A 10,054-nucleotide genomic window follows, 5' to 3' on the forward strand; every position below is an offset into this window, starting at 1 on the left:
CAAAAACGACATTGCAAACACAGGCAGCATGAGGTCAAAAATCAACCGAAGGACTCCGCGCTAAACCGGATGAGGAACGGGTCGCAGGTCACTATCACGCCCTTTACAGCTTGCCTGCCCAACGGGAAGGCATGTCAGCCTTCCTTGAAAAAAGATCTCCGAAGTTCTACGATGATTGAGTTTTTGAAAACAAAGGTCCGGCACCGCGCTTTCGTATCAACGGCGGAGCAAAATCAGGCCAATGGGCGGTTAAAAGTCGGCCACTTGCGGCGCCTCTGCCAGCGCAATCACAAAAGAAAACTCTTGCAAATCAGGGGCTGTCCACAAATGACAATGCCCACCGGGATGGTGCTATCTTCGAATTTTCCTTAACCAATACCAACAATGATGAGTTTTCGGCCTGCGAAGATCTAAACCCACTCTTATTAGAACATTACTCAAGTTTATTGTACGCTCGATATCTTGGAATTTCACAAAAGTCTCTGTCAGGACATCAATTGTCGTGAAAGCTCGTATGGTCCGACTCCATTTGATGTGAAGAGCAATGCTTGCTCACATCAGTTTCGCAATCCACGAACAGGATTATTGCAATGACCATTACGCCTACCTCTCCCCAATCACAGCAGCAAGTCGTACCTTCCCAAAACTCCATCAGCCAGAAAGTCAATGCTTATGCCAAACAGACTTCTGCAAAGGTGAGCGATGCTTCTCCAGACACGGGATCACACGCCAAATCGAACAAGAATACAAGCAATGTGTTTGCGGAAGCTTTAAAGACTTCGCAAACCTCAACCAAGATTGTCGACGCAATTAACCCGACCAATGGGAATGTTCAAAATGCTGTCATTGGTGACGCAGCTCAAACAAAAGTCCACGAGACATCCGGTCATCGTGCTGATGTAATAAACCTTGAGGGCAAGCCCGCCACTGGACTTGTGGCCACCCGCTCAGATAAAACTCAGAACTGGACCCTGCAACCGAAGATGAAAGGCGGAGTTACTGACGAATATTTGAGGAAAAAGAGTTTTTCGGTTTCTGCTGGCAATCATATTCCGTCAGCGAAGCATTTTGGAAACAGCGATTCGAGCCTATCCCGGTTATCGTCCATGCAATACGGTCAGCTCATGGGGCTTCTTACTGGGCTGAATGAGACGGAAATTCCTGCGCAACATCGGTCAAAGCAAGGGTTGGAGAACCGTTTCTTGGCGATGGTTCACCAAAAATTCCAGTTAAACGAGAGTCATGCCACCTTCGGCATCAACGGAGGTCACGCATTTTCGGACGGCGACAAATACTCGCATCGTTGGGCAACCATGGGAAGAGGATTACCCGGTGGGGAAACCACAACCAGTGACTTGATTGAGTTTGTTGACAGCAAGACACATCCTTCTAGATCCGATAGTAGAAACACAAGAACAATAAAATCAGAACTCCATTCTCTTATGAAGCAAGCAAAAAAGTTGTCTGAAAAAGCAGACAATGCAATTTCAAACTATGTCACGAGAGGGTCACATGTGCCCTATCGAAACTCAGCAAACTCCAAAGTGGCTATGGCTGCGAGTCGGGCTTGGTTGTCTGTTGCCGCAAATGTTTCTAGATTAATGATGAGTGAAATCCAAACTGTAAATGGTCACGGCTCTAGTAGCAGCAATTCACATGCACTGAGCAGCCCGGATTTTCGGGATAGGATTGCAGCCGCCAAGAGATATATTTCTACCGTAAACAAACTTACCAACAATGAAGCAGCTGCCATAACTTATTGGCAAAGATATGATCATCACATGCAGAATTTTAGTGGTAACAATGCTCAGTTACCGGCAGAACGGGCCAATCACGAGTCTGCGAACAATATCTTCGTCCATGCGAACCATACCCTGAGAACCAGTACGGATCAAAACAATCCCAATAATATCCAAGACAGATTGTCATATTTACCCTATTTGGCAACTCTGCACTCAGGGCTCGATAAGATGTCTACGGTCAAAGATGATAATAAAACCCTTATGGGACCAGATATTTTCGAAAAACCGAGAAGATTCGTCACCATGAACCGTGTTGATAGGAATAAACTACATGCAATGAACGTTGGAGATGCATACACTCAACACACTGTCGTTTCAGCGGTTCTGGGGCCAGGAGGAAGTTTTGCTGCAACCAGGAATGGATTTTGTCTTGAAATCGACTCGGACAGATTTGGCGCAGTGTCACTCATGAACTCGCCTCCCACCCTTGAGACTAAACACGTTATGTTGTCACCAGCTTACACCCTATTCCTCGCGGACAGACCTTATAGAGATGAACACAACAATGTGATAATCCCATTGACCGATAGAGGCCCCCAATAGACATCAAATGGGCTCTGTTGATGGCGTGGATGCCCCCTCCCGACGGCTTCTCAATGTTCCAATGTGATGAGTGCCGAAGCCATCACAGAGGAAAAGAACATCTATGTCCGAGGTTCCCATCATCGGTATCGACCTGGCAAAGCGCGATTTCCGGCTGCACGCCCGCGTGTCCTGACGTCCTTCGCTGCACACCAAAGCGGGCGAAGTGAAGCTGAAGATGCCGAAGCTTCGGCGTCAGACGTTCGAGACGGCCATCATCGAGCGCTACCAACGGCGGGAATGCAGCGTCGAGGAAGCCTTGATGCAGATGTACCTGGCGGGCGTTTCAGTGCGCCGGGTAGAAGACATCACCGAGGCCTTATGGGGCACGCGTGTCAGTCCCGGTACGGTTTCCAATCTGAACAAGAAGATCTATGCCAAGATCGAGGAATGGCGGAACCGTCCGATCGAAGGCGAGCATCCCTATCTTTACTTGGATGGGATCGTGATGAAGCGGACGTGGGCCGGAGAAGTCCGGAATGTCTCGCTGCTGGTGGCCAGTGCGGTGAATTCCGAAGGTTACCGGGAGATCCTTGGCATTTGCGAGGGCGCCAAGGAAGACAAGTCCGGCTGGTCGAACTTTCTGCGCCATTTGGTTGACCGGGGTTTGAGCGGTGTGAAGCTGATCATCTCCGACGCCTGCCGAGAACTTGTGGAGAGCATTGGCGAGACACTGACCTTTTACGGCTTTCCGGACAGCCATTGGCGCAAGATCAGAACCAACAATCCTCTGGAGCGGATCATGAAGGAGATCCGGCGGCGAACGCGGGTCGTCGGGGCGTTCCCGGACGGTCAATCATGCCTGAACCTGGCCGCGGCCAGGCTCAGGCATATCGCAGCCGGCAAATGGTCTGCCCGAAAATACATGAGCATGACACCGCTCTACCAGGACAAACACCAAAACCACGGAGCCATCGCCTGTGGCCAGTTTCGGCGCGCTCAGTCCACGATGTTGAAGGGACAGCAACCTCACGCCAACTCTGGGTGCTTTCGCGAACGCCGTCTTCAATGGCCAGGAAATGCTTCTCTCCGCGTGCGTTGACGCCGATGACGACTAACACACACAGCCTGTCATCGGCTCCGCGCAGACCGCTGTAGATGCCATCTGCCCAGATGTAGACCCATTCATCGCGGCTCAGATCCGCCTTGCGCCAATCCTCGTATTCTTCGGCCCATTGGCCTTTGAGACGCGATATCGTCTTGGCAGAGAAGCCCGTGGCCTCAGGGCCGAGAAGGATTTTCAGCGCGGCGTCCATCTCGCCTGTCGAAATCCCTTTGAGATAGAGCCAAGGCAGCGCGGCTTCGATGGATTTGGCCTTACGCACATAGGGCGGCACAAGCACCGAGCGGAACGTCACCGGTTTACCGTCCTTCGCCCGAACTTTCGGCACTTTGACAGTGACCGGCCCAATCCCCGTCTGAACGGCGCGTTCCGGGTGATAACCGCTGCCAACAACCGCCGCGCGGCCATCTGACGTCCGCCGCTCAGCGAACTCTGCCAGAAAAGCATCTCTCTCAAATTCAACAGCCGCTTGCAGAAGCTCCCGTGCCCCCTTGCGAAGAAGGTCGGTCAACGGATCAGCGATCACGTCTCGACCGGTAAAATCGATGATGGTAGTCTCGTCCATGGTGGTGCGTCCTTATGGTGGTGCGTCCTTATGGTGGTGCGTCCTTATGGTGGGTCGGATGTTTGGCAACGCCAATCCAACCAGATGCACCGCCGTCATTCAAATCACCCAAACACCAGATCCATCCATAGCTCTCATGGGGCAGACCCGTCAGGAGGAGTTGTTTTCTGCAGGCGCTTGCGGCGTAGCCAGGTTCTGAGTTTCTTTACGGCCCAACCAAAGTGCTTGGTTGCGATGGAAGCCTGTGGCAGTGCCCACTATTGGGGACGCGAGCTTATGGAAGTCATTAGATCCGGACAAGGGACATCCTACTACGCTGGCGCGGCATTCCGGCAAACTGCCAGCGTGGCGGGGGGAATTGCCGGAGCCGGGATCGGCGCGGCCGGATTGGCGTCAGGTTCTTATCAAGCTGGGAGAGCAGCCTCCGATGCCGGGCACTCGCCAGCCCGCAGTGTTGCGGCTGCATTTGGCACAGGTGGAAAAGCCCTAGCCTCTGCGGCCGCGGATAAATTGACCGGAGCGCCGAGCGCTCACGGGTCTTCAACGCTTGGTCTCGCCAATCGTCGGGGAAACCCATCGACGTCCTGTCCTGATCCTCGATGTCGTCAACGAGGTCGCGCAGACGAGCGAAATAGGTGCTGTCGGTAGCCTGCGAATGAAGAAGCTGCAACAGGACAACGATGACGTTGTAGATCCGATTATCCGGTTGCTGTTGCCCTTGAACGGCGGCGATGACCAGGTCATTGCGATACCGCCGGATATATGGCAACCGTTTCACCAGCCTGCGATTCCACAGACGACCATGGTGAGCGCAGATATTCCTGACGTAGGCGAACACCTGGAGGGTACCTTCCAGAGTTTCACGTGTCGGCAGGCCGATATCCCGGGCAACTGCAGACTTGATCGAGTTGTCCTTCGTGGCCTGAACCCATTTTGACAGCTCGCCCATCGTCATCAGTTCCGTCGAGGCCCAGAGTGGCGGCGAGAACGGCTCCGTGTATTTGGTTCGATAATGCTGGATAAAGGTTTCTTCCGATTTCTCTACGGCTCGTGCCAACCGAACGAGCTGTTCGGCGTGGTTTGTCGCCCCGGCGAACAGGTTGTGATCTAAATGCGCGTGAGATCCATATGCGTGCGACATGCGGTAGGTCCAGCGCGACCGGACATGGATTTCGATCCTCTCGATCGCTTCAAGGAGGACAACACGCAGTCGTCGGTCGAACACGTAGAGGTCGTGGATTTTCGTGAAGTTCGTGCCGGGCCTGAACTTCTTACTTCGTGTCTGGTCTTCGGCAGGAGGCTCTTCGAACGGGAGCCAATAGGCGCTCATGCGGTAATATCCGACACCTTCGAGCCACTTCTTGGCAGCTTCGATGTCGTCGACCTGCATTCCCCGTTCCTGGATCAGCGCGACTTGTTCGTCAATCGTCGTTGCGGCCTTGGAAAATCGCACGTGGCCCCACAAAAAAGTAACCCCCCGGTATTGAGCTCGGTCCGAAGACCGGTCGCCTGGGGGGTGTTGTTAATATGGAAGATAGTCCGCCCAGGTTATGAGTTCAACAATTTTCGGACGATCGTCAAAATTGCCGCCTAGAATTCAGACGGCGGTCTCGTCTCGACGACGAAGCAAATATACGCTGACGGCGCTTGCCACCGTCACAACGAGTTCTGCCTCTTCGAACGCCGGTTCCCGGCCTTCCTGAATGTGCCGTCCCTGTTCAGAGGCGAACCCCCAAAGTTTATGGAGAGCGCCGTCCATTGGTACCGGCAGTTCAAGCCGTTTGATGATTTGGCCGAGCGTATCGTTGCTTCCATCGACTTCACGGGCAACGCATTCAAGCGCGGCCATTGCGTGCTGGACGGCTCCGGTAATGTCTGCCTTCGGACGACGGGAGATATCGCGAAGAGCCTCGTGGATCTCATTCGCTGCGGTAGGCGCTCCGGATCTCGCCATAACTTCTGTCGCGTGGCCTGTAGCCATGGCAAAAGCCTCTGAACCGCGTGCGACGAGAATGCCCTCTTTCATCTCCCAGCCAACACTTTGCTCGCGGAAAAGCTGGTTCAGTTGGTTTTGAAACCGTTGACGCGCCGCACCGTCGTAGTCACGTTCTCCGATCATCCGATATAGCCGTTCAGCGAAGTCGTAAACCTTGTACCAAGGTGCGGCGTCAATCAGCCCAGACACTTCGTGTTCAACATTGCCTGGCGACCAATTCCCGGGACCAGGACGCTTCAGCAACACGGTACAAAGAAGCTCTCGCATCCCGTCCGGCCCAAAGCCAGCGTCATAACCAAGCATCAAGATCCCGTCGCGGACGATCTCGGGTGCATCTTCGCGGATCGTAATCTCAGCATCAGGTCCGCGATAGCCAAAGCGTTCGGAAAATGATTGGTTGGAGTCGTCCATGATGTGCGCCTGACCTGTGCCTCGAATTAACGCCTCAAGGAGTGTTAGATCTAGCCTTTCCATTGCAGACTGTCATCCAACCTGGCGGATTTTTCGCCAAGTTCGACGACGGCGACCTGTAAGGAGGTTATGCAGTTTCGATTTTGCCCCATTAACGACGGATTTCCGTTGGACTTCCAACCGGAGAGCACGTCGCTCATGTTAGTTAGCTCTAACGGGCACCAGGCCGCAAAGCACAACCTTGATTCAGGATACGTCGCACGTCACGCGACGAACGGCAGCCTTACAGATCGGGCCGAAAATCTATGAATGTCCAACTTGGATTTATTGCCCGAAGCGGTCATTCGTGACGAGCATCAGCAAAGAATAAAACACTAGTCACGTCTGTTAACCTATTGTGCGAGTTTATCCATGTTCAATTTCAAAGAATTTTTGGAAAAATTGGAACTGCCCACCGAAACCGTTCGTCTGTTGCGACACGATCAGCGAGGCGTTGCACACTGGCAACGCGGCCCAAACGCATTTGCCAGCTTCGCCAGTTTTCAAAAACAGAATCCCTCCCCTTACACCGGCGCCAAAATAGCCAGTCATTTCATACCCGGTCCGACTTTGCCGGATGGATCGGCTACAGCGCTGTTCTTGGGGTCGACCCGAATATTGGATCAATGGCCTTGGGACGGAACGCGGTTGCCCACTTTTCAGGACGAGCGGGTTCTCGAAAGCGAACACGGCAAACCGGATCTCGACGCATTCGATCTGGAATGGATTGAGGAAGGCCAGGAATTCTCCGAACGCATTCTAATCCGATGGGGAGCCCCGTCCTCAACACGGGCCTGGTCCCAATGGAGCCATCGACAACCGAAGGAAATTCTGGAAATCCGAATGACCGCCCACGAACCGCCGTTTCCAGGCTTTTCAGGCTTCATGCGTAGGCTGAGCGAGATCGCTTATTTGCCACAAACTTGGCAAGCCGCATTGGCATCGGTCGGAGGAGTCTACCTATTGGTGACTGATGACGGCCGCCAATATGTGGGCTCTGCGACTGGACACGACGGTTTTATGGCCCGATGGCGCGACTACATTGCGAACGGCCATGGTGGGAATTTGCTTTTAAAGGAACATGGTCACCGGGATTACAGCGTGTCGATATTAGAGGTCGCTTCCCCGGATATGTCGTGGACGGAAATTCTTGCGCGAGAAGCCTTTTGGAAAACAAAGCTTGGCGCGAAAGCACATGGTCTCAACGCAAATTGAATATAGATGCGGCCGATTAGGCCTCATCCGTATCGTTGGCGATCGCCACGGTTAGATTTACAAGCTTGTCCCGCACGGCCTTATCCGCGATCCCCTTGAACGCAACGTTCAATCTAACAGCATCTTTGTCTGTCAGGAATTGCACCAGTTCAGTTGCATCACTGGCAACGTCGCTGGTCGCATCGGGAAGCAGCTCTGCCCTTGGTGCGCCTTCAAAAAAGAACGAGATCGGCACGCGCAGAATGATTGCGATATCGAGCAATCGTCCAGCGCCAACCCTGTTTGCTCCCTTTTCATATTTTTGGATCTGTTGGAAGGTCAATCCAAGGTTCGACGCGAGTAGTTCTTGCGACATATGCATCATCATTCGCCGCATCCGAATTCTGGACCCGATGTGAATGTCAGCTTCGCTTGTTTGTCTTTTCGATTTTATATTCCTCACCTTGCACCCCTTCGTCGCTTGCGTGCTGTAGTTGTCTTATTACTTTTCTACAGCAGGCAAAATTTCCGCGATAGCTTCGCGCGCACTACTACGAGTGGTTCCCAAAATTCGCGTTTTCGGGCGACGCTTACCCCAAAATACATATTATAGTTGATAAACTTTAATTTTGTAAGCTGCCAATCAAGGGCGCATGGACATGCGCCGCCTGGTTGGAAAAAACTTTGCCCGCCTGAGAGACGAGCGGAATATGACGCAGGAAGACGTTGCGGCGGCTACTGGCATCAGCCAGCAATACTTGAGCGGCCTGGAACGCGGGAAGCGGAATCCCACGATTATTACGATCTATGAGATTTCATTGGCGCTTGATGTGGATCCAATGGAGCTTCTTCGGCGCAACAAAAAGTCCAAAGATTAGCACCACGGCTCGCGATGTCTGCGCCACGGCCGGGCAAGCCCTTCGTTGATGAGAATTTGGCTTACATCGTTGCCGTTGACCAAGACCCTTGCGAGGGTGCGGCCATACTTGTCCTTGCCATTTCGGAGGATCTGAATGCGCTGGCCGTCCGCCAGCTCGGCGAGCCGGCGTTTGGCTTCTGTGCCATCTGGATCTCATAGGAACACTTTCCCTCGATCTCCGCAGTGTCCAGGCCGAGGATGCGCACGCGCTCCGAGCCGTGTTTCATGCCGATCAGGAAACTGTCGCCGTCCCAAACGCGCAATTGCTGCGGCTGGCACGTCGCAGCACAGAGATATACGGCAATAACGATGTGGCTGGTCATTCTCTGTTGAAGTCCCCTATTCCGGACAGATCAACGCCAATGTCCGCCTTGTTTGGATCCTGCGCCCATAGCTGTTGCCGGAGTTCATTCCTGGGGTCCGGACCCGCGTTGTCAGCCTCTGGCACCGGCGCGCCTTCCGTTGAGGCGGCCGGGTCCGGAGCCGCCAGCTCAACGCTCTCTCCTGGGTCTTTCGCCGTGAACACATACTCGCCGTCGAAATACCCAGTTTGGTATGCCTCAATGGCGTCTTCGAACGCCTCTTGAACCGGTGTGCCATACCATTTCGTCACGACCCGATAGACGCGGGCAAACAGGGCGGTCCCGATCTTGATGTTGTTGCAGGTGTCGAACACATCCGCCGTGACCTGGGACTTGTCGGTGACGCCAATGCCAACGGGATATTGCGTGAGCCCGACGCGCACGACGGCTTTGCCGAGGTGATCCTGAACCAGCTTCATGGCCTCTTGCGGAGACTTAGCTTGCCGAACCAGAAACGTCTTCGATCCGGCCCGAACGGTCACGTTCAACGGGTCCTCCGATCCTGCCGCCGCGATGAATTCCTCAACGATGGCTGAGGTCAAGGAAGGGTCGGCACACTGTTCAATCAGGGCGGCATCTATCATGGCTTCACTCGTTGAATGCGATCACCAGCGGAACGTCGAACAGCTTTGCCCAGGCTGTGACGCTGGCACGCTGAATAGCGGTAATGTTGCTTCCGCCCGTCCACCAGCCGTTGGCGATCGCCACGATGATATCGGCGTTCATAGCCATGGATTGCAGGACAGGCCAGATAATCAACTGCTCGTAGCAGATCAACGGCGCTGCGCGATAGCCCGCGACCTGCATAACTGGATTGTCGAATATGGTGGCGTTGGCTCCTCCGCCGTCTCCTGTGAGCCTGCGCCAAGGCTGCCACATGGAAACCGGCACCGGCATGCGTTCTCGATAGAGGATCCGCGCACCGCTTCCTGAGATCTCCACCATCACCGTGTCATAGCCACTCTTTTGAATGGCCGCGGCGCCCCCGATCACCGTCACTGACAGATCCGACAAGGCATCCGTCCAGAGCCGTTCTGTCGTCGGCGTCCATAGTCCTAAAGCGCTCTCCGGGAGAACCGCGACTTTCACCCCCTGCCCGGCTTTCTCGCGAACCATGGCGA

10 protein-coding genes and 3 pseudogenes are annotated in these 10,054 nt (G+C 53.9%); 6 read left to right on the top strand and 7 right to left on the bottom strand.

Annotation, left to right across the window (positions count from 1 at the left end; all coding sequences use genetic code 11):
• Positions 1–590: 590 nt before the first annotated feature.
• Together Q0835_RS28665 and Q0835_RS28670 are read left to right on the top strand one after the other, a co-directional pair.
• Entirely contained in the window at positions 591–2,345 is a 1,755-nt protein-coding gene (locus Q0835_RS28665; RefSeq protein WP_298966709.1) for a hypothetical protein, read from the top strand.
• Between the two features lie 181 nt (positions 2,346–2,526).
• Positions 2,527–3,267, top strand: a pseudogene (locus Q0835_RS28670) (transposase); the annotation flags it as partial.
• 21 nt (positions 3,268–3,288) lie between these two features.
• Here the strand turns inward: Q0835_RS28670 and Q0835_RS28675 are convergent.
• Positions 3,289–4,012: pseudogene (locus Q0835_RS28675) on the bottom strand (transposase); the annotation flags it as partial.
• On the opposite strand from Q0835_RS28675, the gene Q0835_RS28680 reads away from it, so the two are divergent.
• The gene (locus Q0835_RS28680; protein WP_298966720.1) at positions 3,993–4,211 is read left to right on the top strand and encodes a hypothetical protein; all 219 of its coding nucleotides are present in this window, start codon (positions 3,993–3,995) and stop codon (positions 4,209–4,211) included. The pseudogene Q0835_RS28675 and the gene Q0835_RS28680 overlap by 20 nt on opposite strands.
• A pseudogene (locus Q0835_RS28685) lies at positions 4,136–4,291 on the top strand (IS110 family transposase); the annotation flags it as partial. The gene Q0835_RS28680 and the pseudogene Q0835_RS28685, both read left to right, overlap by 76 nt.
• Positions 4,292–4,298: 7 nt before the next feature.
• Here the strand turns inward: Q0835_RS28685 and Q0835_RS28690 are convergent.
• Together Q0835_RS28690 and Q0835_RS28695 are read right to left on the bottom strand one after the other, a co-directional pair.
• Positions 4,299–5,465 carry an Abi family protein gene (locus tag Q0835_RS28690; RefSeq protein ID WP_298966710.1) on the bottom strand — a complete coding sequence of 389 codons (1,167 nt, stop codon included), beginning with the start codon at positions 5,463–5,465 and terminating at the stop codon, positions 4,299–4,301.
• Positions 5,466–5,609: 144 nt separating this feature from the next.
• Positions 5,610–6,419, bottom strand: a complete 810-nt coding sequence (locus Q0835_RS28695) for an AbiJ-NTD4 domain-containing protein (RefSeq protein WP_298966711.1) — start codon at positions 6,417–6,419, stop codon at positions 5,610–5,612.
• Positions 6,420–6,830: 411 nt separating this feature from the next.
• On the opposite strand from Q0835_RS28695, the gene Q0835_RS28700 reads away from it, so the two are divergent.
• A complete protein-coding gene (locus Q0835_RS28700; RefSeq protein WP_298966712.1) occupies positions 6,831–7,673 on the top strand; it encodes a GIY-YIG nuclease family protein in 843 nt (280 codons plus the stop codon).
• Positions 7,674–7,689: 16 nt separating this feature from the next.
• Here Q0835_RS28700 and Q0835_RS28705 read toward each other — a convergent pair whose 3' ends face one another.
• Positions 7,690–8,049, bottom strand: a complete 360-nt coding sequence (locus Q0835_RS28705; RefSeq protein WP_298966716.1) for a helix-turn-helix domain-containing protein — start codon at positions 8,047–8,049, stop codon at positions 7,690–7,692.
• Between the two features lie 256 nt (positions 8,050–8,305).
• Between Q0835_RS28705 and Q0835_RS28710 the strand changes: the two genes are divergently transcribed.
• Positions 8,306–8,530: a helix-turn-helix transcriptional regulator gene (locus Q0835_RS28710; protein WP_298966713.1), complete on the top strand. Its 225-nt coding sequence runs from the start codon at positions 8,306–8,308 to the stop codon at positions 8,528–8,530.
• Here the strand turns inward: Q0835_RS28710 and Q0835_RS28715 are convergent.
• The 3 genes from Q0835_RS28715 to Q0835_RS28725 form a co-directional block, all read right to left on the bottom strand.
• Positions 8,527–8,685 (bottom strand): thermonuclease family protein, encoded by a 159-nt coding sequence (locus tag Q0835_RS28715; protein WP_366142418.1) that lies wholly within the window; start codon positions 8,683–8,685, stop codon positions 8,527–8,529. The two genes, Q0835_RS28710 and Q0835_RS28715, sit on opposite strands and share 4 nt — an antisense overlap.
• A 205-nt stretch (positions 8,686–8,890) precedes the next feature.
• On the bottom strand, positions 8,891–9,517 hold the full coding sequence (locus Q0835_RS28720) for a TraH family protein (RefSeq protein WP_298966714.1): 627 nt from the start codon (positions 9,515–9,517) through the stop codon (positions 8,891–8,893).
• Positions 9,518–9,521: 4 nt separating this feature from the next.
• The coding region (locus Q0835_RS28725; RefSeq protein WP_298966715.1) for a nitrilase-related carbon-nitrogen hydrolase at positions 9,522–10,054 on the bottom strand (533 nt) is incomplete at its 5' end.

The sequence above is a fragment of the uncultured Roseibium sp. genome (genome assembly GCF_947499295.1).
In the GTDB taxonomy this organism is placed as follows: Bacteria; Pseudomonadota; Alphaproteobacteria; order Rhizobiales; family Stappiaceae; genus Roseibium.

Excerpts from the sequence above, each read along its gene's own strand:
- Q0835_RS28665 (WP_298966709.1), top strand. The coding sequence starts at position 591 with ATGACCATTACGCCTACCTCTCCCCAATCACAGCAGCAAGTCGTACCT.
- Q0835_RS28680 (WP_298966720.1), top strand. The coding sequence starts at position 3,993 with ATGATGGTAGTCTCGTCCATGGTGGTGCGTCCTTATGGTGGTGCGTCC.
- Q0835_RS28695 (WP_298966711.1), bottom strand. The coding sequence starts at position 6,419 with ATGGACGACTCCAACCAATCATTTTCCGAACGCTTTGGCTATCGCGGA.
- Q0835_RS28700 (WP_298966712.1), top strand. The coding sequence starts at position 6,831 with ATGTTCAATTTCAAAGAATTTTTGGAAAAATTGGAACTGCCCACCGAA.
- Q0835_RS28705 (WP_298966716.1), bottom strand. The coding sequence starts at position 8,049 with ATGCGGCGAATGATGATGCATATGTCGCAAGAACTACTCGCGTCGAAC.
- Q0835_RS28710 (WP_298966713.1), top strand. The coding sequence starts at position 8,306 with ATGGACATGCGCCGCCTGGTTGGAAAAAACTTTGCCCGCCTGAGAGAC.
- Q0835_RS28720 (WP_298966714.1), bottom strand. The coding sequence starts at position 9,517 with ATGATAGATGCCGCCCTGATTGAACAGTGTGCCGACCCTTCCTTGACC.